The sequence below is a fragment of the Streptomyces sp. NPDC048424 genome (assembly GCF_040651555.1).
Taxonomy (GTDB): domain Bacteria; phylum Actinomycetota; class Actinomycetes; order Streptomycetales; family Streptomycetaceae; genus Streptomyces.
Genome location: NZ_JBEZKE010000015.1, coordinates 148,314 through 170,804, shown reverse-complemented (window position 1 = coordinate 170,804; position 22,491 = coordinate 148,314). Strand labels below are relative to the sequence as shown.

Annotated in this window: 19 protein-coding genes and 3 tRNA genes; 13 read left to right on the top strand and 9 right to left on the bottom strand. The window is 70.3% G+C overall.

Annotated elements, in window-relative coordinates; all coding sequences use genetic code 11:
- Positions 1–20 precede the first annotated feature (20 nt).
- A complete protein-coding gene (gene hrpA / locus AB0D29_RS22555) occupies positions 21–3,956 on the top strand; it encodes an ATP-dependent RNA helicase HrpA (protein ID WP_362856545.1) in 3,936 nt (1,311 codons plus the stop codon).
- A gap of 69 nt (positions 3,957–4,025) precedes the next feature.
- Positions 4,026–4,099: transfer RNA gene (locus AB0D29_RS22550), tRNA-Asp, on the top strand.
- A 601-nt stretch (positions 4,100–4,700) separates the two neighbouring features.
- Here AB0D29_RS22550 and bldC read toward each other — a convergent pair.
- Both bldC and AB0D29_RS22540 read right to left on the bottom strand, forming a co-directional pair.
- On the bottom strand, positions 4,701–4,907 hold the full coding sequence (gene bldC / locus AB0D29_RS22545) for a developmental transcriptional regulator BldC (RefSeq protein WP_003949541.1): 207 nt from the start codon (positions 4,905–4,907) through the stop codon (positions 4,701–4,703).
- Positions 4,908–5,474: 567 nt separating this feature from the next.
- A complete protein-coding gene (locus AB0D29_RS22540; protein ID WP_362856543.1) occupies positions 5,475–6,329 on the bottom strand; it encodes a hypothetical protein in 855 nt (284 codons plus the stop codon).
- A gap of 205 nt (positions 6,330–6,534) precedes the next feature.
- On the opposite strand from AB0D29_RS22540, the gene AB0D29_RS22535 reads away from it, so the two are divergent.
- Complete coding sequence (locus AB0D29_RS22535) at positions 6,535–7,629, top strand: Glu/Leu/Phe/Val dehydrogenase dimerization domain-containing protein (protein WP_362856542.1); 1,095 nt, start codon at positions 6,535–6,537, stop codon at positions 7,627–7,629.
- A gap of 290 nt (positions 7,630–7,919) precedes the next feature.
- Positions 7,920–8,183, top strand: coding sequence for a DUF3073 domain-containing protein (locus tag AB0D29_RS22530; protein ID WP_319723731.1), 264 nt, complete (start codon positions 7,920–7,922; stop codon positions 8,181–8,183).
- Positions 8,184–8,275: 92 nt separating this feature from the next.
- Here the strand turns inward: AB0D29_RS22530 and purM are convergent, their stop codons facing one another.
- Both purM and purF read right to left on the bottom strand, forming a co-directional pair.
- On the bottom strand, positions 8,276–9,346 hold the full coding sequence (gene purM, locus AB0D29_RS22525) for a phosphoribosylformylglycinamidine cyclo-ligase (RefSeq protein ID WP_362856541.1): 1,071 nt from the start codon (positions 9,344–9,346) through the stop codon (positions 8,276–8,278).
- A 105-nt stretch (positions 9,347–9,451) separates the two neighbouring features.
- Positions 9,452–10,969, bottom strand: coding sequence for an amidophosphoribosyltransferase (gene purF / locus AB0D29_RS22520; RefSeq protein ID WP_362856539.1), 1,518 nt, complete (start codon positions 10,967–10,969; stop codon positions 9,452–9,454).
- Between the two features lie 148 nt (positions 10,970–11,117).
- Here purF and AB0D29_RS22515 point away from each other — a divergent pair, with 148 nt between their 5' ends.
- On the top strand, positions 11,118–11,213 hold the full coding sequence (locus tag AB0D29_RS22515) for a putative leader peptide (protein WP_324617183.1): 96 nt from the start codon (positions 11,118–11,120) through the stop codon (positions 11,211–11,213).
- 116 nt (positions 11,214–11,329) lie between these two features.
- Entirely contained in the window at positions 11,330–12,763 is a 1,434-nt protein-coding gene (locus tag AB0D29_RS22510) for a sulfatase-like hydrolase/transferase (RefSeq protein WP_362856538.1), read from the top strand.
- 30 nt (positions 12,764–12,793) lie between these two features.
- On the opposite strand, the gene AB0D29_RS22505 is transcribed toward AB0D29_RS22510, so the two are convergent.
- The 5 genes from AB0D29_RS22505 to purS form a co-directional block, all read right to left on the bottom strand.
- On the bottom strand, positions 12,794–13,606 hold the full coding sequence (locus tag AB0D29_RS22505; RefSeq protein WP_362856537.1) for an META domain-containing protein: 813 nt from the start codon (positions 13,604–13,606) through the stop codon (positions 12,794–12,796).
- Between the two features lie 47 nt (positions 13,607–13,653).
- A complete protein-coding gene (locus tag AB0D29_RS22500; protein ID WP_362856536.1) occupies positions 13,654–14,445 on the bottom strand; it encodes a sterol carrier family protein in 792 nt (263 codons plus the stop codon).
- Between the two features lie 113 nt (positions 14,446–14,558).
- Positions 14,559–16,808, bottom strand: a complete 2,250-nt coding sequence (purL, locus tag AB0D29_RS22495; RefSeq protein ID WP_362856534.1) for a phosphoribosylformylglycinamidine synthase subunit PurL — start codon at positions 16,806–16,808, stop codon at positions 14,559–14,561.
- Positions 16,805–17,485, bottom strand: a complete 681-nt coding sequence (gene purQ / locus AB0D29_RS22490) for a phosphoribosylformylglycinamidine synthase subunit PurQ (RefSeq protein WP_362802551.1) — start codon at positions 17,483–17,485, stop codon at positions 16,805–16,807. Before purQ ends, purL begins: the two co-directional genes overlap by 4 nt.
- A gap of 2 nt (positions 17,486–17,487) precedes the next feature.
- Positions 17,488–17,733 (bottom strand): phosphoribosylformylglycinamidine synthase subunit PurS, encoded by a 246-nt coding sequence (purS, locus tag AB0D29_RS22485; RefSeq protein WP_030009438.1) that lies wholly within the window; start codon positions 17,731–17,733, stop codon positions 17,488–17,490.
- Between the two features lie 351 nt (positions 17,734–18,084).
- Between purS and AB0D29_RS22480 the strand changes: the two genes are divergently transcribed.
- The 7 genes from AB0D29_RS22480 (at position 18,085) to AB0D29_RS22450 (ending at position 22,476) form a co-directional block, all read left to right on the top strand.
- A complete protein-coding gene (locus tag AB0D29_RS22480; protein WP_362802554.1) occupies positions 18,085–18,402 on the top strand; it encodes an Lsr2 family protein in 318 nt (105 codons plus the stop codon).
- 88 nt (positions 18,403–18,490) lie between these two features.
- Positions 18,491–18,562, top strand: a tRNA-Gly gene (locus AB0D29_RS22475).
- Positions 18,563–18,634: 72 nt separating this feature from the next.
- Positions 18,635–18,707: transfer RNA gene (locus AB0D29_RS22470), tRNA-Gly, on the top strand.
- A 187-nt stretch (positions 18,708–18,894) separates the two neighbouring features.
- Positions 18,895–19,839: an ABC transporter ATP-binding protein gene (locus tag AB0D29_RS22465; RefSeq protein WP_362856532.1), complete on the top strand. Its 945-nt coding sequence runs from the start codon at positions 18,895–18,897 to the stop codon at positions 19,837–19,839.
- Entirely contained in the window at positions 19,836–20,600 is a 765-nt protein-coding gene (locus AB0D29_RS22460; protein ID WP_362856530.1) for an ABC transporter permease, read from the top strand. Before AB0D29_RS22465 ends, AB0D29_RS22460 begins: the two co-directional genes overlap by 4 nt.
- A 29-nt stretch (positions 20,601–20,629) precedes the next feature.
- Positions 20,630–21,868 carry a histidine kinase gene (locus tag AB0D29_RS22455; protein WP_362856529.1) on the top strand — a complete coding sequence of 413 codons (1,239 nt, stop codon included), beginning with the start codon at positions 20,630–20,632 and terminating at the stop codon, positions 21,866–21,868.
- Positions 21,865–22,476, top strand: coding sequence for a response regulator transcription factor (locus AB0D29_RS22450; protein WP_351289984.1), 612 nt, complete (start codon positions 21,865–21,867; stop codon positions 22,474–22,476). Before AB0D29_RS22455 ends, AB0D29_RS22450 begins: the two co-directional genes overlap by 4 nt.
- Positions 22,477–22,491: the final 15 nt, after the last annotated feature.

The window sequence follows — 22,491 nt, the reverse complement described above, 5'->3', positions numbered from 1 at the left end:
GGTGAGATCCTCGATCAGGTATGTCTACTTCCTTCGCCGCCCTGCAGACGCTTCTCGGTGAGATCTCCCTCCGTGACGCGCACCGCCTCGGCCGCCGCCTCGAAGGCGCCCGCCGCATCCGCAAGCCCGAGGCCAAGCAGGCCGTGCTCGACGAGATCGCCGCGGAGGCCGAAAAGGCCGCCGCGCGACTGGCCGGGCGCGCCTCGCGGATGCCGGAGGTCACGTATCCCGAGAACCTTCCCGTCAGCCAGAAGAAGGACGAGATCGCCGAGGCGATACGCGACCACCAGGTCGTGATCGTCGCCGGTGAGACCGGTTCCGGCAAGACCACGCAGATCCCCAAGATCTGCATGGAGCTGGGCCGGGGCGTCCGGGGCATGATCGGGCACACCCAGCCCCGCCGGATCGCGGCGCGCACCGTCGCGGAGCGGATCGCCGAGGAGCTGAAGTCCGAGATCGGCCAGACCGTCGGCTGGAAGGTCCGGTTCACCGACCAGGTGGACCAGGACGCGACCTTCGTGAAGCTGATGACGGACGGCATCCTGCTCGCCGAGATCCAGACGGACCGCGAGCTGCGCGCGTACGACACGATCATCATCGACGAGGCCCACGAGCGGTCGCTGAACATCGACTTCCTGCTCGGCTACCTGGCCACGCTGCTGCCCAAGCGCCCCGACCTCAAGGTGATCATCACCTCGGCGACGATCGACCCCGAGCGCTTCTCCCGGCACTTCGGCGACGCGCCGATCGTCGAGGTCAGCGGGCGGACGTACCCGGTGGAGGTCCGCTACCGGCCGCTCCTGGAGGACGACTCCGAGGATTCCGACCGCGACCAGATCACCGCGATCTGCGAGGCCGTGGACGAGCTCCAGTCCGAGGGAGCGGGCGACATCCTGGTCTTCCTCTCCGGCGAGCGCGAGATCCGCGACACGGCGGACGCGCTGGAGAAGCGCAAGCTCCGCTTCACCGAGGTGCTCCCCCTCTACGCCCGCCTCTCGCACGCCGAGCAGCACCGCGTCTTCCAGCAGCACACCGGCCGCCGGATCGTCCTCGCCACCAACGTCGCCGAGACCTCGCTGACCGTCCCGGGCATCAAGTACGTGATCGACCCGGGCACCGCCCGGATCTCCCGCTACAGCCACCGCACCAAGGTCCAGCGGCTGCCGATCGAGCGGATCTCGCAGGCCAGCGCCAACCAGCGCAAGGGCCGCTGCGGCCGTACCTCCGACGGCATCTGCATCCGGCTGTACTCCGAGGACGACTTCAACGCCCGCCCGGAGTTCACCGACGCCGAGATCCTGCGCACCAACCTGGCCTCGGTCATCCTCCAGATGACCGCGGCCGGCCTCGGCGAGATCGAGAAGTTCCCCTTCATCGACCCGCCGGACCACCGCAACATCCGCGACGGCGTCCAGCTCCTCCAGGAGCTCGGGGCGCTCGACCCGGCGGAGAAGGACCCCAAGAGGCGGCTCACGCAGATGGGCCGCCAGCTGTCCCAGCTCCCGGTGGACCCGCGGCTCGCCCGCATGGTCATCGAGGCCGACAAGAACAACTGCGTCCGCGAGGTCATGGTCATCGCGGCGGCCCTGTCCATCCAGGACCCGCGCGAGCGGCCCTCGGACAAGCAGACCCAGGCCGATCAGAACCACGCCCGCTTCAAGGACGAGACCAGCGACTTCCTCTCGTACCTGAACATGTGGCGCTACGTCCGCGAGCAGCAGAAGGAGCGCGGCTCCTCCTCCTTCCGCCGGATGTGCAAGCAGGAGTACCTGAACTTCCTGCGGATCCGCGAGTGGCAGGACATCTACTCGCAGCTGCGCACGGTCGCCAAGACCATGGGCATCCACGTGAACGAGGCCGACGCCGCCGAGCAGGTCATCCATGTCTCGCTGCTGGCCGGTCTGCTGTCCCACATCGGGCTCAAGGACACCGACAAGAACGAGTACCTGGGAGCCCGCTCGGCGAAGTTCGCGATCTTCCCCGGCTCCTCGCTCTTCAAGAAGCAGCCGAAGTTCGTGATGTCGGCCGAGCTGGTGGAGACCTCGCGGCTGTGGGCCCGGGTGAACGCCAAGGTCGAGCCCGAGTGGGTCGAGCCGCTGGCCCAGCACCTGATCAAGCGCACGTACAGCGAGCCGCACTGGGAGAAGGACCAGGCGGCCGTGATGGCGTACGAGAAGGTCACGCTGTACGGCGTCCCGATCGTCGCCCAGCGGAAGATCAACTACGGCCGGATCGACCCCGAGGTCTCGCGCGAGCTCTTCATCCGCAACGCCCTGGTCGAGGGCGACTGGCGCACGCACCACAAGTTCTACGCCGACAACCGCAAGCTCCTCACCGAGGTCGAGGAGCTGGAGAACCGGGCCCGGCGCCGTGACATCGTCGTGGACGACGAGACCCTCTTCGACTTCTACGACCAGAAGATCCCCGAGCACGTGGTTTCCGGGGCGCACTTCGACTCCTGGTGGAAGCACAAGAAGCGCGAGGAGCCCGAACTCCTCGACTTCGAGCGGGAGATGCTGCTCACCGAGAAGGCGGCCGGGGTCACCAAGGCCGACTACCCGGACACCTGGCGGCAGGGCCAGCTGAAGTTCCGGGTGACCTACCAGTTCGAGCCGGGCGCGGACGCGGACGGCGTGACCGTCCACATCCCGCTCCACGTGCTGAACCAGGTCACGGACGAGGGCTTCGACTGGCAGATCCCGGGCCTGCGCGAGGAGGTCGTCACCGAGCTGATCCGCTCGCTGCCGAAGCCGATCCGCCGGCACTACGTGCCCGCGCCGAACTTCGCGACGCGCTTCCTCGACACGGCGGTGCCCCTGCAGGAGCCGCTGCCCGTCACGCTGGCGCGCGAGCTCCAGCGGATGGTCGGGGTCCCGGTCTCCGCCGAGGACTTCGACCTCGGCAGGATCCCGGACCACCTGAAGATCACATTCCGGATCATCGACGAGCGCCGCAAGAACCTCGCCGAGGACAAGGACCTGGAGACCCTGAGGCTCGCTCTGAAGCCCAAGGCCCGCCAGGCCCTCTCCAAGGCCGCTGCGGCCACCGCCGAGCGGGCGGGCGGGGAGTCGGTGGAGCGGACCGGGCTGACGGACTGGACGATCGGCACGCTGACCAAGGTCTTCGAGACCCGCCGGGCCGGGCAGCCGGTGAAGGCGTACCCGGCGCTGGTGGACGAGGGCGCGACCGTCTCCGTACGGCTCTTCGACACCGAGGCCGAGCAACAGCAGGCGATGTGGCTGGGCACCCGGCGGCTCATCCTGCTGAACATCCCGGTGAACCCGGCGAAGTTCGCCTCGGACCACCTGACCAACCAGCAGAAGCTGGCCCTGTCCAGGAACCCGCACGGCTCCATCCAGGCGCTGTTCGACGACTGCGCCACCGCGGCGACCGACAAGCTGATCGCGGACCGCGGCGGCCCCGCGTGGGACGAGGCGGGCTTCCGCGCGCTCTACGAGGCCGTCCGCGCCGACCTCGTGGACACGACCGTGCGGACGGTGAGCCAGGTCCAGCAGGTACTGGCCGCCTGGCAGGCCTGTGAGCGCCGTCTGAAGGCCACGGGCAGCCTCGCCCTGGTCGCCAACATCCAGGACGTCAAGACGCAGCTGGCGGCCCTCATGCCGGCCGGCTTCGTCACGCTCACCGGGCTGCGCCGGCTGCCGGACCTGATGCGCTACCTGGTGGCGGTGGACCGGCGGCTCCAGCAGATGCCCACGGGCGTCCAGCGCGACACCACGCGCATGGAGAAGGTCCACGAGATGCAGGACGAGTACGCCTGGCTGCTGGAGCAGCTGCCGAAGGGGAGGCCGGTGCCGGCGACGGTCACCGACATCCGCTGGATGATCGAGGAACTGCGGGTCAGTTACTTCGCGCACGCCCTCGGAACGGCGTATCCGATCTCCGACAAGAGGATCGTGAAGGCGGTGGACGCGGCGGCCCCGCCGTCGGCCCGGTGATCCGGTTCGACTGCACCCCCTGAGCTGCGGTACAGTCTGATTCGCAGCCGCCGAGCGGCCGCAAATCAAGGACCTGTGGAGCAGTTGGTTAGCTCGCCACCCTGTCAAGGTGGAGGTCGCGGGTTCAAGTCCCGTCAGGTTCGCAGAAACGTCAGGGCCCGTATCCCCCAGGGGATGCGGGCCCTGACGCGTTGGCGGGCCAACACCCGGGCACCCAGGGGCTTCGAGGGCCCGGGAGCCGGCCCGAGGCCTCCGGAGGCCGCCCGCCTCACCCGCCGGAGCCCCTGCCGCGCCGCTGAGGCATTCCCGGGGCATCCCTGCGGCGCCTGCGGACCTCCGGTGGACGTCCCGCGGGTCGCCCGCCGGTGCCCGCCGCCCGGAATCCCCCGTTCGCGTGATGCGCCCTGCGAGGCACATCCCCTTTACGGGGTGCATTACCGGATATACAAGAGTGATCATCTGTGACGGGTGTCACCGCACGAGTTTTTGAGACTCCTACTTTTATCGCATCCCTACGCCCGCTCGATTTAATATGTGCAATGGCACCCACCCCCGTCGAGCCCCGCGCAGCGATCCGCACCGCCCTGACCTGGGCATAAAAAAAGATCGCGCTGGACCCGGCGGAGTCCAGCGCGATCGAACGACAGGGCCTGTTGGGGCAGGCTCCGTCGTATGAAGCCATGTGGGTTTCATCGGATTGGGGGACCCGATATAGACCCGTTAAAGCGGGGTGTTTACGCGACCTCAGGCCTCGCTGCGCTGCTGCGGAATTCCCGCGAGCAGTGCGCGAACCTCGGCCTCGCGGTATCGGCGGTGTCCACCCAGGGTGCGGATGGACGTGAGCTTGCCAGCCTTGGCCCAGCGGGTGACCGTCTTCGGGTCCACGCGGAACATCGTGGCAACCTCAGCCGGGGTCAGCAGCGGCTCGGCATCAGGGGTGCGAGCGGTCATGAGCGGCCTCCTCGGGAGAACCGAACCATCTCGGTTCTTTCCTCTAAATTCTGCACCTTGGCCCGCGTTGCCCGAAATGGACATACGCGGGCCGAGTCGGTTATAGGACGAACGGCTTGTCCTCGGCACTACAACTACACCATCCGTCCAGCCTCGACGGCCAAACCGACGGAATTGCCCTCCGAGGTGTTCATCAGCGGCGGAAGCCGATGGACCGTCCCATAACGGACAGTCACCCCACTGTGACGATCAGTCACAGAGCGATCAGGAGTCGTCAGACCCCCCGTAGAGCGCAATGCCGAGCATTCCGCCCTTAGTTGGGCGGAAGGAACCCTCCCCGGACTCCTTGTCCTATTTTGGCACGAGGGTAGGGGAAGGGCGCAAGGGTGTAGTTAGTGCGGTCCGTCACGCTTGGGCCAATGGCCCGTATCGGGACGTAGGTCCTGGCACTACGTCCCAAATCTTACGATCAGGGCTCTGATCAGCCATTATTGGCCGAACGACCGATACGCCACAGTACGTACGCGGGCCATGGGGGAGAAAAAAGCCACACAGGCCACTTTCGGCCTAATTCGCGAAAAGTCGCTCCCGGACCGCCCGCCACCGCTCCGCCAGCTCCCCGTAGACCTCGGACGCCCCCTCCCCGTCCCCGGCCCGCAGCGCCGCGATCCCCGCCGCCAGGTCCCCGGCCGAGCGGTCGGCCGCCAGCCGGTCCGCCGGCAGTGCGTGCAGCAGCCCCCCGTAGTCCAGCTCGACCATCGACCTCGGGTGGAACTCCTCCAGCCAGCTCCCGACCTCCACCAGCCCCTCGGCGAGCATCCCGTACCCCTCCGCGGCGCGCAGGGTCCGCAGGGCCCGGGCGAGCCGCCGGCGGGCCTGCACCATCGGCGTCCGGTAGCGCAGCCGCTCGCCCGGCACGTACTCCCGCTCCTCGTCGGCCACCAGGACGAACCAGCGCAGCGGGATCTGCCACACGCCCGTCCGGATCCAGGGGCGCGCGTCCGGGTTCCGCTCGCGCCAGCGCTCGTACTCCTCGGCCGCCCGCCGCCGCGTCCCCGGCGGGAGCGCGGCGTCCAGTACGGGCAGCGGGAACGACGCGACCAGCTCCTCCAGCGCCAGCCAGCCGCGGAGCCGGGTGCGCCACGGGCAGACCAGCAGCACCCCGTCCACCTCCGCCGTGAAGGCGTCCGCGCTCTCGTGCGCCGGCACCCCCACCACGGGGACCCGAACCAAGTCCGCGAGCGACTTGCGCAGTTCGTCCTGGGCGGTCGGGATCACCCCGCGCCGGGCGTACGCGGCCCAGTGCGTGCGCTCCGGCTCCGCGAAGGCGACCAGCGGCTCGTAGACGCGCAGGTAGGAGGCGTACGGGACGGTCGGCGCCGAGCGCGCGGACGGCAGCAGGGGTTCGGAGGATTCGCTCACGCTCTCGTACTCCCCTCTTTGAGGGCCCGGTTCACCTCCGGGTGCTCCCGGCCCGGTCCGGGGGGCCTCGTGCTCCGAGTGTGTTCCGATCCCCGGACAGGTCGCCTACGCGGGGCCCGCAGGTCTTACTCTGCTCCCAGCACGCCCTCCCCCACCCGCAGGGCGGGCGTCTTTCCGCCGCATCTCTTCCATGGGAGTCACCACCGTGACCGAAATGACCGACGGCGTCCTGCACACCCTGTTCCGTACGGAGCAGGGCGGCCACGAGCAAGTCGTGCTGTGCCAGGACCGAGCCTCCGGCCTGAAGGCCGTCATCGCGATCCACTCCACCGCCCTGGGCCCGGCCCTCGGCGGTACGCGCTTCCACGCGTACGCCTCGGACGAGGAGGCCGTCCTCGACGCGCTGAACCTCTCGCGCGGCATGTCGTACAAGAACGCCCTCGCCGGTCTCGACCTCGGCGGCGGCAAGGCCGTCATCATCGGCGACCCGGACGTGATCAAGAGCGAGGAACTGCTCCAGGCCTACGGCCGGTTCGTGGAGTCCCTAGGCGGCCGCTACGTGACCGCCTGTGACGTCGGCACCTACGTGGCCGACATGGACGTCGTGGCCCGAGAGACCCGCTGGGCGACCGGCCGCTCCCCCGAGAACGGCGGCGCGGGTGACTCCTCGGTCCTCACCGCCTTCGGCGTCTTCCAGGGCATGCGCGCCAGCGCCCAGCACCAGTGGGGCGACCCGACGCTGCGCGACCGCAAGGTCGCCGTGGCCGGTGTCGGCAAGGTCGGCCACTACCTGGTCGAGCACCTGCTGGCGGACGGCGCCCAGGTCGTGATCACGGACGTGCGCGAGGAGTCGGTGCGCCGGATCCTCGACAAGCACCCGGGCAAGGTCACCGCGGTCGCCGACACGGCCGCGCTGATCCGCGTCGAGGGCCTCGACATCTACGCCCCCTGCGCGCTCGGCGGCGCCCTGGACGACGACACGGTCCCCGCCCTCACCGCCAAGATCGTCTGCGGTGCGGCGAACAACCAGCTCGCGCACCCGGGCATCGAGAAGGACCTCGCGGACCGCGGCATCCTCTACGCGCCCGACTACGTGGTCAACGCCGGCGGCGTCATCCAGGTCGCCGACGAGCTGCACGGCTTCGACTTCGACCGCTGCAAGGCCAAGGCCACCAAGATCTTCGACACCACGCTGGAGATCTTTGCTCGCGCGAAGGCGGATGGCATCCCGCCGGCCGCCGCGGCCGACCGGATCGCCGAGCAGCGGATGGCGGACGCCCGCGCCGCCCGCGCGCTCTAGGCCCCTACCGGGCCCCCCGGGTGCGCCCGCCGGGGTGCGGCGAGACGGAACTCACTGCACTTCGGCGGGTCGCCCGCCAGGAAAAGGTTAAAATCGCAGCTGACCAGCGAGGACGGGGCGCCTCGTTGGTTCTGCACCGGGGCGCGTCATGCGGGCGGCGTACCGTATGGCCGCGGAAGCAGGTACCGTTAAACCCCTACGGACGGTCTCTCCACGGAGAGCCCGCTCCGAACCATGAACGCGTGTCAGACTCTGGGGCCGTCGAGCCCCGTCACCGAGGGGGTCGAGCCATGGGGCGCGGCCGGGCAAAGGCCAAGCAGACGAAGGTCGCCCGCCAGCTGAAGTACAGCAGCGGCGGGACTGACTTGTCGCGTCTGGCCAACGAGCTGGGCGCATCGACCGCGGAACCGCTGCCAGTCAGCGAGCCGGTCGAGGTAGACGACGACGAGCTGGACGAGGACGACCCGTACGCTCGGTACGCGGAGCTCTACAACCGCGATGACGACGACGAGGACGAAGAGTCCGGTCCGTCGGCTCACCGCCGTGGGGCTTGACGCGCGGATCCTTCTGCACGGCAGCATCTGCGTCTGACAAAACATCGAAACCCGGTCCAGGGCCTCCGCCCCGGACCGGGTTTCCGTGCTGCTCAGCCCTCGTAGGACCCGGTCAGGGTCGCGCCCTCGGCGTGGTCGCCACGGTCCAGGATCTCGCCGGCGACCCAGGCGTCGACGCCCCGGTCGGCCAGCGCGGTCAGGGCCACGTCCACCGACTCCTGCGGGACCACGGCCATCATGCCGACGCCCATGTTCAGGGTCTTCTCCAGCTCCAGCTGCTCCACCTGCCCGGCCTTGCCGACCAGGTCGAAGATCGCGCCGGGGGTCCAGGTCGAACGGTCGACCGTGGCGTGCAGGTGGTCCGGGATGACCCGGGCCAGGTTGGCCGCGAGGCCGCCGCCGGTGATGTGCGAGTAGGCGTGCACCTCGGCCGTACGGGTGAGCGCCATGCAGTCCAGCGAGTAGATCTTGGTGGGCTCCAGGAGCTCCTCGCCGAGGGTGCGGCCGAGCTCCTCGACGTGCTGGTCCAGGGACATCCCGGCCCGGTCGAAGAGGACGTGCCGGACGAGCGAGTACCCGTTCGAGTGAAGGCCGGACGATGCCATCGCGATGACGGCGTCACCCGTACGGATGCGATCCGGGCCGAGCAGGCGGTCGTACTCGACGACACCGGTGCCGGCGCCCGCCACGTCGAAGTCGTCCGGGCCCAGAAGGCCGGGGTGTTCGGCGGTCTCGCCGCCCACCAGGGCGCAGCCGGCGAGGACACAGCCCTCGGCGATGCCCTTCACGATCTGCGCGACGCGCTCGGGGTGGACCTTGCCCACGCAGATGTAGTCGGTCATGAAGAGCGGCTCGGCGCCGCAGACGACGATGTCGTCCATGACCATCGCGACCAGGTCGTGGCCGATGGTGTCGTACACGCCGAGCTGACGGGCGATGTCCACCTTGGTGCCGACGCCGTCGGTGGCCGAGGCGAGCAGGGGGCGCTCGTAGCGCTTGAGGGCGGAGGCGTCGAAGAGGCCGGCGAAGCCGCCGAGGCCGCCGAGGACCTCGGGGCGCTGCGTCTTCTTCACCCACTCCTTCATCAGTTCGACGGCGCGGTCGCCCGCTTCGATGTCCACGCCTGCGGCTGCGTAGCTGGCACCGGTGGTCTTCTCTGTCATGACAGGAGAGAGCTTTCGTGTCGTTACTGCGTGTGGTGCTGGGCCCCCGGAGAAGCCTCAAAGAGAGGGCCCAGCGCAGGTTGAGCAGGGCGAACCGAGAATCGCCTACGGACGGCGGAGCGCGTCGGCGGCGTCGGTACCGCCCGCGAGCTCGCTCTCCAGGAGCTGCTTGCCCAGGAGCTGCGGGTCGGGCAGCTCCATCGGGTACTCGCCGTCGAAGCAGGCACGGCAGAGGTTGGGCTTCTGGATGGTGGTCGCCTCGATCATCGCGTCGAGCGAGATGTACGAGAGCGAGTCCGCGCCGAGCGACGTGGCGATCTCGTCGACCGACATGCCGTTGGCGATCAGCTCGGCCCGCGTGGCGAAGTCGATGCCGAAGAAGCACGGCCACTTCACCGGCGGCGAGGAGATCCGGATGTGGACCTCCGCCGCGCCGGCCTCGCGGAGCATCTTGACCAGCGCGCGCTGGGTGTTGCCGCGGACGATCGAGTCGTCGACGACCACGAGGCGCTTGCCGCGGATGACTTCCTTGAGCGGGTTGAGCTTCAGGCGGATGCCGAGCTGGCGGATCGTCTGCGAGGGCTGGATGAAGGTCCGGCCCACGTAGGCGTTCTTGACCAGGCCGGAGCCGTACGGGATCCCGCTGGCCTCGGCGTATCCGACGGCGGCCGGCGTACCGGACTCCGGCGTCGCTATCACCAGATCGGCGTCGACCGGGGCTTCCTTGGCCAGGCGCCGGCCCATCTCGACACGCGAGAGGTAGACGTTCCGGCCGGCGATGTCGGTGTCCGGGCGCGCCAGGTAGACGTACTCGAAGACACAGCCCTTGGGCTTCGCTTCCGCGAATCGCGAGGTGCGCAGGCCGTTCTCGTCGATCGCGATGAGCTCGCCCGGCTCGACCTCGCGGACGAAGCTGGCGCCGCAGATGTCGAGGGCGGCGGTCTCGCTCGCGACCACCCAGCCGCGCTCCAGGCGGCCGAGGACCAGCGGGCGGATGCCCTGCGGGTCACGGGCGGTGTAGAGGGTCCCCTCGTCCATGAAGACGAGGGAGAAGGCGCCCTTGACCTTCGGGAGGACCTTGGTGGCCGACTCCTCGATCGTCAGGGGTTTGCCGTCCTCGTCGGTCTGCCCCGCGAGCAGGGCGGTGACCAGGTCGGTGTCATTGGTGGCGGCCACCTGAGTGGCACGCCCGTCCTGACGGGGGAGGTCGGCGACCATCTCGGCGAGCTCGGCGGTGTTCACCAGGTTGCCGTTGTGACCCAGGGCGATCGAGCCGTGGGCGGTCGCGCGGAAAGTGGGCTGCGCGTTCTCCCAGACGGAGGCCCCGGTGGTCGAATAGCGGGCGTGACCGACCGCGATATGACCTTGGAGCGAGCCGAGAGAGGTTTCGTCGAAGACTTGGGAAACGAGGCCCATGTCCTTGAAGACGAGGATCTGGGAACCGTTGCTCACAGCGATTCCCGCGGACTCTTGTCCGCGGTGCTGTAGTGCATACAGTCCGAAGTAGGTGAGCTTGGCGACCTCTTCACCCGGAGCCCAGACACCGAAGACGCCGCAAGCGTCCTGGGGGCCCTTTTCGCCGGGGAGCAGGTCGTGGTTGAGTCGTCCATCACCACGAGGCACGCTTCCGAGTGTAGGCGAGATCGACCACTGGTCCGAATTGGGGATGGCCGGGAAATGTCACAGCACAGAGGGTGACCGGACGCCTCCGTCTCGGTATTCGGATCACCTTGTTGACATGCACGAAGGCATTCGTACAGGCTCTCGGTCCATGCAGCCTCTCGGTGACCGCACCGTCACCCTCGTCGAGCGCCGGCACGTGGACCTGGTCCGTGTCGCGAGCGCCATCTGTCGCTGTTCCGCGTAGCCGCAACTCGTCCTCCCCCTTTCTCATTTCCGCTCCGCCCCGCCCTGCTCCGCCCTGCCGCGCGCCGTCCCGCGCCCCGCCCGGAGCCGGCCGGCGGACCGTGCCTTGGAGTACCTGTGTCTTCGTACGAGAACAAGCTGTCCCGTCGTGCCTTCGGAGGCGCCGTCGGAGTGAGCGCGGCCGCCGCCGCCGTGGGGCTGGGCGCCGCCCCCGCCGAGGCCGCCGAAGGCCCTGATGCCCGGGCCGCCGGCCCCCAGGAGCGGGAGTTCCGGGCCGACCGCGGCCGGCGCGCCCGCAGGCCCAACATCCTGTTCATCCTGGGTGACGACCTGGGCTGGGCCGACCTCTCCGCGTACGGCTCCCCGCACATCAAGACCCCGAACCTGGACCGCCTCGCCCGCCAGGGCGTCCGGTTCACCGACGCCTACTCGGGCTCCGCGACCTGCTCGCCGACCCGGTTCAGCCTGTACACCGGGCGCTACCCGGGCCGTACCAAGGGCGGGCTGGCCGAGCCGATCGCCGACAAGTCCGTGGGGCTCGACCCCACGCACCCGACGCTGGCCTCCCTGCTGAAGGGGGCCGGCTACGCCACCGCGCTGATCGGCAAGTGGCACGCGGGCTACCTGCCCGACTACAGCCCGACCCGGTCCGGCTGGGACGAGTTCTTCGGCAACTTCGGCGGGGCCCTGGAGTACTACTCCAAGCTGGGCCTGGCCGGCGAGTACGACCTCTACGAGGGCGACGCCGAGTACAAGGACCTGCGGTACTACACGCGGATCATCACGGAGCGGGCGAGCGAGTACGTCTCCCGCGACCACCACGGCAAGCCGTGGCTGCTGAACCTCAACTTCACCACCCCGCACTGGCCTTGGATCGCCGACGGGGACACCGAGGAGAGCGCCGAGATCGTCCGGCGGATCAAGGCGGGCGACGGCCGCGCCCTGTGGCACCAGGACGGCGGCTCCGTCGAGAAGTACAAGGAGATGGTCGAGGACCTCGACCGCTCGGTCGGCGAGGTGCTGAAGGCGCTGAAGCGCTCCGGCCAGGAGGAGGACACCCTGGTCGTCTTCTCCAGCGACAACGGCGGCGAGCGCTTCTCGTTCAACTGGCCGCTGTCCGGCAACAAGGCCTCCCTCCAGGAGGGCGGGATCCGGGTGCCGAACATCGCGCGCTGGCCCGCCCGGCTGGACGGCGGCCAGGTCAGCCACGTCCCGGTGTTCAGCCCGGACTGGACGGCGACGCTCCTGGAGATCGCCGGGGCCCGCCCGCACCCCGCCTACCCGCTCGACGGGGTGAGCCTGGCCGGCTACCTGCTGCGCGGCGAGAAGGTCGCCGAGCGGGACCTGTTCTGGCGGGTGCGGGGCGAGCGGGCGCTGCGCCGCGGCGACTGGAAGTACTACCGCGGCAAGGCGGGCAAGGACCAGCTGTTCAACCTGGCCGGGGACGTCCGCGAGCAGGCCGACAAGGCCGCCGTGGACCCGGCCCGGCTGGCACAGCTCCGTGCGGCCTGGGAGCGCGTGGACGCGGGCCTGCTGCCGTACCCGGGCTGATCACCGGCCGCGCCGCGGCGCCCGTACGGGTCACTCGGCGGCGGAGGCCGCCTTCGCGGTCAGGCCCTTGCCGTCGGCGGCGGTGAGGGTCAGGGTCCGGCCGTCGATCTTCGTGGTGAGCGGGCCGCTGCCGAACAGCGCGGTCAGCATCCGCTCGACCTCGCCCGCCGGGCCCTCGCAGGCCATCCGCGTCGTGGTGAGCGGGCCGAAGGTGACCGTGGAGCCGTCCACGGTCGCCTTGGCGCTGAACCGGTTGCAGCCGAGGGTGCCGCCCGCCGTGCCGTCCGCGGCTAGGGAGAACCGGGCCTTGCCGGCGGCCTCGGCGGGTACGGAGGACACGGTCTCCCCGCTGATCAGCGAGTCGACGGTCCAGTCGGTGACGAGGAGCGGGGCGTCCGGGTCACGGGGCTGGGAGGTCATGGCGATGGTGCTCCCGTCGGCGCTCTTCAGGGTGAGCCGATCGGGGCCCCGGTCGATCGTCAGCCGGCCCGAGAACAGCTTGGCGAAGGCCGTCTCGAATTCCATGTCCGGGCAGGCCATGGTGGTCGACATGCCGGGGGTGACGGTCATCGCGGTGGTGCCGTCGAGGACGACCGCCGCCTGGAAGCCGTTGCAGCCGTAGCTGCCCTTGGCCTTGTCCTGCGCGAAGTCGACGCGGGCGGACTCGGGAGCGTGCAGGGTGCGGCCGCCGGTGGTCAGGGACTCGACGGCCCAGGAGCCCACGACGGCGGGCAGCGGAGCGCTCCCGCTCTCCTCGGCCTCGGCGCAGCCGGTCAGGCCGAGGGCGAGTACGAGTACGAGGGCCGGCCCCGCGGGGATGTGGACGTGCCGGAAGGTACGCATGCCCCTGGGACGGACGGCGCGGCGGGACGGTTCCGTCACGGCCGCGCTCAGCTCATCAGCGGCAGCAGCGCGGACAGGTCGGCCCGCTCGCCGCTGGCGCTGACCCGCGCCCCGTCGAGTGCCCCGGCCCATCCCGTACGGCCGGTCGCGAGCCGGATCCAGGTCAGCGGGTCGGTCTCCACCACGTTCGGCGGGGTGCCGCGGGTGTGGCGGGGCCCCTCGACGCACTGGACCACCGCGAAGGGCGGGATCCGCACCTCGACCGCACCGCCCGGGGCCTTGAGCGCGAGGGCGTCGGCGAGCAGCCGGGTGCAGGCGGCCAGCGCCTGCCGCTCGATCGGGATGTCCAGTCCGGCGGCCCGGTTCAGGTCGTCGGTGTGGACCACCAGCTCGACGGTCCGGGTGACCAGGAAGTCGGCCAGGGTCATGTCCCCGATCCACAGGTCCAGCACGCGGGCGTCCGGGTTCGCCGCGAGCGCCTCGGCCATGCGGGCGGCCGCCCGCTCGTACAGCTCGGGCAGCGGGGCGCCGGCGAGGGTCTCCCGGGCGGCTTCGGAGATCTTCCCGGCGAGGGAGGCGGTGGCGAAGGGCCACTCGACGGCGGACAGTTCGGCGATGGCGGCGGGCGGCCGGGCGAGACCGGCGGCCAGCGAGTCCGCGATCCAGGCGATGTGCGCGGCGAGGTCGGCGACGGTCCAGTCCCCGAGCCCGCTGGGCCGTGCCAGCTGTTCGGGCCCCAACTCCCCGACGGCTTCGCCGACATGCGCGAACTGCGCGGTGACGGCCGTACGGATCCTGACGGGATCGAAGGTGCGCGGCTTCTTCCTGGCGGGCGGCATGCGGTGACCCTATCCGGGCGGCGCCGGCTCCGTGCGGCCGCGCCGCGCGGCGGGAGGAACACCGAGGCCCCGCCCACGGGGGTGGGCGGGGCCTCGTACGAGCTGCGGCGGGATCAGGCCAGCAGGGCCGGGATCGTCGCCTCGTGGGCCTCGCGGAGCTCGGCCAGCGGGAGGGTGAACTCGCCCTGGACCTCGATCTCCTCGCCGTCCACCACGCCGATGCGGGCGACCGGCAGGCCCCGCGCACCGCACATGTCGGTGAAGCGGAGCTCCTCGCTGCGCGGGACGGCCACGATGGCGCGGCCCGCGGACTCGGAGAACAGGAAGGTGAAGGCGTCCAGGCCCTCGGGCACCACGATCCGCGCACCGTTGCCGCCGCGCAGGCAGGACTCGGTGAGTGCCTGGATGACGCCGCCGTCGGACAGGTCGTGCGCGGCGTCGATCATGCCGTCGCGGGACGCCGAGATCAGGATCTCGGCGAGCAGCTTCTCGCGGCCCAGGTCCACCTTCGGCGGCATGCCGCCGAGGTGGTCGTGGACGACCTGGGACCAGGCCGAGCCGCCGAACTCCTCGGCCGTGTCGCCCAGCAGGTACAGCAGCTGGCCGGCCTCCGCGAACGCCATCGGCGTACGGCGGTTGACGTCGTCGATCACACCGAGGACCGCCACGACCGGGGTCGGGTGGATCGCGATGTCACCGGTCTGGTTGTACAGCGAGACGTTGCCGCCGGTCACCGGGGTGCCCAGCTCGAAGCAGCCGTCCGCGAGACCGCGGGTGGCCTCGGCGAACTGCCACATGACGCCCGGGTCCTCGGGGGAGCCGAAGTTCAGGCAGTCGGAGATGGCGAGCGGCTTGGCACCGGTCGCGGCGACGTTGCGGTACGCCTCCGCCAGCGCGAGCTGCGCGCCCGTGTACGGGTCGAGCTTGGCGAAGCGGCCGTTGCCGTCGGTGGCCATGGCCACGCCGAGGTTCGACTCCTCGTCGATGCGGACCATGCCCGCGTCCTCGGGCTGCGACAGGACGGTGTTGCCCTGCACGAAGCGGTCGTACTGGTCGGTGACCCAGGACTTGGAGGCCTGGTTCGGGGAGGAGACCAGCGCGAGGACCTGCGCACGCAGCTCCTCGGAGGTCTGCGGCCGCGGCAGCTTGCCCGCGTCGTCGGCCTGGAGCGCGTCCTGCCACTCGGGGCGGGCGTACGGGCGGTGGTAGACCGGGCCCTCGTGGGCGACCGTGCCCGGGGGCACGTCCACGATCTGCTCGCCGTGCCAGAAGATCTCCAGGCGCTCGCCGTCGGTCACCTCACCGATGACGGTGGCGATGACGTCCCACTTCTCGCAGATCTCCATGAAGCGGTCCACGTACTGCGGCTCGACGATCGCGCACATGCGCTCCTGCGACTCGCTCATGAGGATTTCCTCGGGCGAGAGCGTCGCGTCGCGCAGCGGCACGGTGTCCAGCTCGACGCGCATGCCGCCGGAGCCGGCGGAGGCGAGCTCGGAGGTCGCGCAGGAGAGCCCGGCGCCGCCGAGGTCCTGGATGCCCGCGACCAGCTTCTCCTTGAAGATCTCCAGGGTGCACTCGATGAGGAGCTTCTCCTGGAAGGGGTCGCCGACCTGCACGGCGGGGCGCTTGGTGGGCTTGGTGTCGTCGAAGGTCTCGGACGCGAGGACCGAGACGCCGCCGATGCCGTCGCCGCCGGTGCGGGCGCCGTAGAGGATGACCTTGTTGCCGGGGCCGGAGGCCTTGGCCAGGTGGATGTCCTCGTGCTTCATCACGCCGATGCAGCCGGCGTTGACGAGCGGGTTGCCCTGGTAGCAGGCGTCGAAGACGACCTCGCCGCCGATGTTCGGCAGGCCCAGGCAGTTGCCGTAGCCGCCGATGCCCGCGACGACGCCCGGCAGGACGCGCTTGGTGTCGGGGTGGTCGGCCGCGCCGAAGCGCAGCGGGTCCACGACGGCGATCGGGCGGGCGCCCATGGCGAGGATGTCGCGGACGATGCCGCCGATGCCGGTGGCCGCGCCCTGGTAGGGCTCGATGTACGAGGGGTGGTTGTGCGACTCGACCTTGAAGGTGACCGCGTAGCCCTGGCCCACGTCGACGACGCCGGCGTTCTCGCCGATGCCGACGAGCATGGCGTCGTTCTGCGGGACCTTCTCGCCGAACTGCTTCAGGTGGACCTTGCTGCTCTTGTACGAGCAGTGCTCGGACCACATGACCGAGTACATGGCGAGCTCGGCGCCGGTGGGGCGGCGGCCGAGGATCTCCCGGATGCGGGCGTACTCGTCCTCCTTGAGGCCGAGTTCCTTCCACGGCTGGGAGGCGTCCGGGGTTTCGGTGGCGTTCTTGACGGTGTCGAGGCTCATGCGCTGACCAGCTTCTTCAGGACCGAGGTGAAGAACGGGAGGCCGTCGGTGCGGCCGGTCCCGATCAGCGGCTCGACCGCGTGCTCGGGGTGCGGCATGAGGCCGACGACGTTGCCCGCGGCGTTGGTGATGCCGGCGATGTCGCGCAGCGACCCGTTCGGGTTCACGTCGACGTACCGGAAGGCCACGCGGCCCTCGGCCTCGAGCTCGTCGAGGACGCGCTCGTCGGCGACGTACCGGCCGTCCATGTTCTTCAGCGGTACGGAGATCTCCTGGCCGGCGGTGTAGTCGCCGGTCCACGCGGTCTCCGCGTTCTCCACCCGCAGCTTCTGGTCGCGGCAGATGAAGTGCAGGTGGTTGTTCCGGAGCATCGCCCCCGGCAGCAGGTGGGCCTCGGTGAGGACCTGGAAGCCGTTGCAGATGCCCAGGACGGGCATGCCGCCCTTGGCCTGCTCGATGATGGTCTCCATCACCGGCGAGAAGCGGGAGATGGCCCCGGCGCGCAGGTAGTCCCCGTAGGAGAAGCCGCCCGCGAGGACGACCGCGTCGACCTGGTGCAGGTCCTTGTCGCGGTGCCACAGCGAGACGGGCTCGGCCCCGGCGAGGCGGACGGCGCGCAGCGAGTCACGGTCGTCGAGCGTTCCGGGGAACGTGACGACTCCGATGCGAGTGGTCACCGTCAGGCCTCGACCTTCACGGTGAAGTCTTCGATGACGGTGTTGGCGAGGAACGTTTCGGCCATCTTGTGGATGCGGTCGAGGGCGGCCTGGTCGACCGGTCCCTCCACCTCCAGTTCGAAGCGCTTCCCCTGGCGGACGTCGGCGATCCCTTCGAAGCCCAGGCGCGGCAGTGCACGCTGCACCGCCTGGCCCTGGGGGTCGAGGATCTCCGGCTTGAGCATGACGTCGACTACGACGCGTGCCATCGGGCACTCCCGTGTGGTGGTTGGTGCGAAGGCGGTTCCATCAGCGTACCCGGCCAAAATTTCTACGCGGGTAGATATCCGAAGGGCGCGATCACCGCGCCGTTTCGGCTTCACCAACGCTTCGCAAAATCCGCCGGAAAACCGCGTACCCGGCATTGCGGCGGGACACGCGGAGAGAATTAACTGGGCTTCGCAATGCAATGGGAATCGGGGTACAAAGGAATCACTCCGGGCGAGTGACTTTTGCCGCTTCGCAACGGGGGATGAATGATGCATTGCCCCGAAACATCCACACAGGTGACATCGCCCCACGTCAGCAGGTGGCGGCGTCGCACGAAGGGACCGATATCCGTGGCGCAGCGCGTAGTAGTCACGCTCTCCGACGACATCGATGGCGGAGAAGCGGCGGAAACGGTCGTGTTCGCTCTGGACGGTAAGTCGTACGAGATCGACCTCAATGTGGCCAACGCAAAGAAACTGCGGAAGGGCCTGGCCCCCTTCGTCGCCGCCGGCCGGCGCCAGTCGCGCTCGGGGAAGGCCTTCAAGCACACCTCCGTCGCCCCCGACCCGGCGGTGGTCCGGGCCTGGGCCCGGTCCAACCAGTACGAGGTGCCCCCGCGCGGCCGCATCCCGAAGAAGATCTACGAGGCCTACAACGCGGCCCACTGAGGGCCGATTTGCCATCCACCCCCATCCGTCGGCTAGTGTGTGGATCACGCCAAGGGGCCAGGCCGCAGGTCAGAGCCTCCGAGGTCGTGCGGGTGTAGTTCAGTAGCAGAACATCCCTCTTCCAGAGGGAAGGCGCAGTGTGCGATTCCTGTCACCCGCTCTGCATGACTTTCCGACCACCACGGTGGATCGGGTAGAGTGATGCACGCACCGCCCAGGCGGTGCACTGCTTGCGGACGTAGCTCAGTTGGTAGAGCACCACCTTGCCAAGGTGGATGTCGCGCGTTCGAGTCGCGTCGTCCGCTCTGTATGAAGAAGGCCCCGATCATTGCGATCGGGGCCTTCTTCATGCGTTCTTCGTGCCTTCTTCGCATTCCGCCCTTTCTCCTCTTCGTCCCCCAACGGGCCAGGGCGGACACCCCTGACAAATGTCATCGCCGGTCATGACAGCGCGCACTGCCGACCCCGTCCGGCCGCCCCGAGGCTTGAGTCATGACTGACACCGTGATCGAAGCCCAGGGCCTGCGCCGCGGCTACGCCGGCGGCTTCGAGGCCGTCCGGGGCGTCTCCTTCTCCGTGGCGCGGGGCGAGGTCTTCGCCCTCCTCGGGACCAACGGCGCGGGCAAGACCTCCACCGTCGAGCTGCTGGAGGGGCTGGCCGCGCCGAGCGAGGGCCGGGTGCGCGTCTTCGGGCTCGATCCGTACACGCGCCGGTCCCAGGTCCGCCCGCGCACCGGGGTCATGCTCCAGGAGGGCGGATTCCCCTCCGACCTGTCGGTCGCCGAGACCGTCCGGATGTGGGCCGGGCTCACCACGGGCGCCCGCCCGGCGGCGGAGGTGCTGGAACTGGTCGGCCTCGGCGCGCGGTCCTCCGTACGGGTCAAGCAGCTGTCCGGTGGTGAGCGCCGCCGGCTCGACCTGGCGCTGGCCCTGCTCGGCCGGCCCGAGGTGCTGTTCCTCGACGAGCCGACCACCGGCATGGATCCCGAAGGCCGCCGGGACACCTGGGCGCTCGTACGGGAGCTGCGCGCCCAGGGCACCACGGTGCTGCTGACCACGCACTACCTGGAGGAGGCCGAGGAGCTCGCGGACCGCCTCGCGATCCTCCACGAGGGCGAGCTCGTCCTGTCGGGCACCCCGGCCGAGGTCACCGCCACCCGGCCGGCCCGGATCCGCTTCACCCTGCCGGACGGGGTGCCCGCGGCCCGGCTGCCGCTGGCACTGCGCGCGGCGGCCTTCGGGCAGCGCGTGGAGATCCGTACCGAACGGCTCCAGGCGGACCTGACCGAACTGCTGGGCTGGGCCCGGGAGAGCGGAGTCGTACTGGACGGGCTCGACGCCCGGTCCGCCTCCCTGGAGGAGGCCTTCCTGGAGATCGCGGAGAACCGCCGCAGCGCCGGCGGACGCACCGAGGACACGATGGCGGGGACCCGATGAACACACTGACCCTGAACTCCGGCCGGCTCGTCGCGCTCGGCCGCTCCGAGATCACCCTGCTGGTGCGCAACCGGGCCGCGCTCGGCGTGGCCTTCCTGATGCCCCTGCTGATGGTGTTCGTCCTGCGCTCCTCCCTCGGCGGGGTCGAGGGCGCGCAGGCCGTCGGCGAGGCCACCGTGACCGGCGGGATCGGCATGGTGCTGATCCTCGTCGTCTACATGAACCTGGTCTCGGCCTACGTCGCCCGGCGCGAGGAACTGGTCCTCAAGCGGCTGCGCACCGGCGAGGCCAACGACCTGGAGATCCTCGCCGGGACCGCGCTGCCCTCCGCCGTCCTGGCGCTCGGCCAGATCGCGGTGCTCGCGGTGGCCGGAGCCGCCGTGTTGGACGTGCGCATGCCCCGCAACCCGCTGCTGCTCGTGGCGGCCGTCCTCGCCGGCGTCCTGCTGCTGGCCGGACTGTCCGCGCTGACCAGCGCCTTCACCCGCACCGTGGAGACCGCCGGCTTCACCACGCTGCCGCTGTTCCTGATGACCGTGCTCGGCTCGGGGCTGTTCATGCCGGTGGACTCGCTGCCGGACCTGGCGGCCTCCCTGTGCGAACTGCTTCCGTTGAGCGGGGTGATGACCCTCGTGCGGGCCGGCTGGACCGGCGGAGTCGACAGCGGGGACCTGCTGGGGGCCGGGCTGGGTGCGCTGGCCTGGATCGTGATCACCGTGTTTGCTGTCCAGCGGTGGTTCCGCTGGGAACCGCGCAGGTAGGGCGAGTCGGGGGACGGGGAGACGCGGAGATGCCGAAGCTGACGGGGTGGTGGAAGAACCGCAGCAGTGCGGGGAAGCTCGAGCTCTACACCCGGTGGTCGTTCCACCTCTTCGTGCTCCTCGAGATCTTCTCCTTCGCGCTGGCTCCGGTGGCGGGCGCGGCCGGGACCTCCTCGGTGCTGGTGTCCGGCACGCTCTTCGTGGTGGTGTTCAGCCACGCGGTGCTGTGCGGAGTGCTCAATTCCAGGGCGCTGGACTGGGTGGTGGGGCGGCGCGAACGTCCGGTCCGGCTCGCGGTGTTCATGGTCGTCCTGTCGGCCGTCGCCACCCTTGCCGTCCTCGCCCTGGAGGCCGCGGGAAGGCTCGGGGAGCCCTCGATGGCGCCGGCGCTGGTGTCGGGGCTGACCTGCTTCGGCTCCGGCTCGCTGGTGATGTGCCTGCGGTCGGTGCGCAGGATGCGGTACGTGCCCCCGGCCACGGCCGCCGGGACGAGCCTGGCCGCACTCGCCCTGGGGCTGCCCGCCGGAGAGGTCCTGGGGTATCTCGTCGGGATCCTGCTGGGCAGCCTGTTCTTCAGCTTCACCTGCGGTTTCTCCGCGTGGCTGCTGAACACGGTCTACGAGCTGGACCGCTCGCGCGAGGTCCAGGCGCGCCTCGCAGTGGCGGAGGAGCGGCTGCGCTTCGGCCGCGACCTGCACGACGTGATGGGCCGCAATCTGGCGGTGATCGCGCTCAAGAGCGAGCTGGCCGTACAGCTGGCGCGGCGCGAACGGCCGGAGGCGGTGGAGCAGATGATCGAGGTGCAGCGGATAGCCCAGGAGTCCCAGCGGGAGGTACGGGACGTGGTGCGGGGTTACCGGGAGGCCGATCTCGCGGTGGAGCTGGAGGGCGCGCGCGGGGTACTGAGCGCCGCCGGCATGGACTGCCGGGTCGACTTCCGGGCCGGCCGGGAGCTGCCCTCCGAGGTCCAGTCGGCCCTCGGCTGGGTGGTCCGCGAGGCGACGACGAACGTACTGCGGCACGGGGACGCGCACCGCTGCCTGATCCGGCTGTCCGCCCCGGAGACGGGCCCCGTGACGCTGGTGGTGGAGAACGACGGGGCGCCCGACACCCCGGCCGGGCCGCCGGGCTCGGGGCTGGCCGGGCTGCGGGAGCGGCTCGCGGCACTGGACGGGACCCTGCAGGCGGGCCTGGTGGGCGACGGCCGGTTCCGGCTGCTCGCGGAGATCCCGGACCGGGAAACACAACGACTGGAGGTGCGGGCGTGAGCCCCGTACGCGTACTGCTGGCCGACGACGAGCACCTGATCCGCGGGGCGCTGGCGGCCCTGCTCGCCCTGGAGGACGACCTGCTCGTCGTCGCGGAGGCGGCCTCGGGCCCCGAGGCGCTCGCGATGGCGCGGGCGCACCGGCCGGACGTGGCGGTGCTGGACCTCCAGATGCCGGGAGCCGACGGTGTGAGTGTCGCCACATCACTGCGGGCCGAGCTCCCCGACTGCAAGATCATGATCGTGACCAGTCACGGCCGCCCCGGGCACCTGAAGCGGGCGCTGGCCGCGGGGGTGCGGGCCTTCGCGCCGAAGACGGTCTCGGCTCAGCGGCTGGCCGAACTGATCCGGACCGTGCACACGGGCGGCCGTTACGTGGACCCGGAGTTGGCGGCCGACGCCATCAGCGCGGGGGACTCGCCGCTGACCGCTCGGGAGGCCGAGGTGCTCGAACTGGCGGCGGACGGGGCACCGGTCGCGGAGATCGCCGAGCGGGCGGCGCTGTCGCAGGGGACCGTACGGAACTACCTGTCCTCGGCGGCGACGAAGCTGGGCGCCGAGAACCGTCACACGGCAGTGCGTCTCGCCCGCGAGCGAGGTTGGGTATAGTGGTTCTCGCGCTAC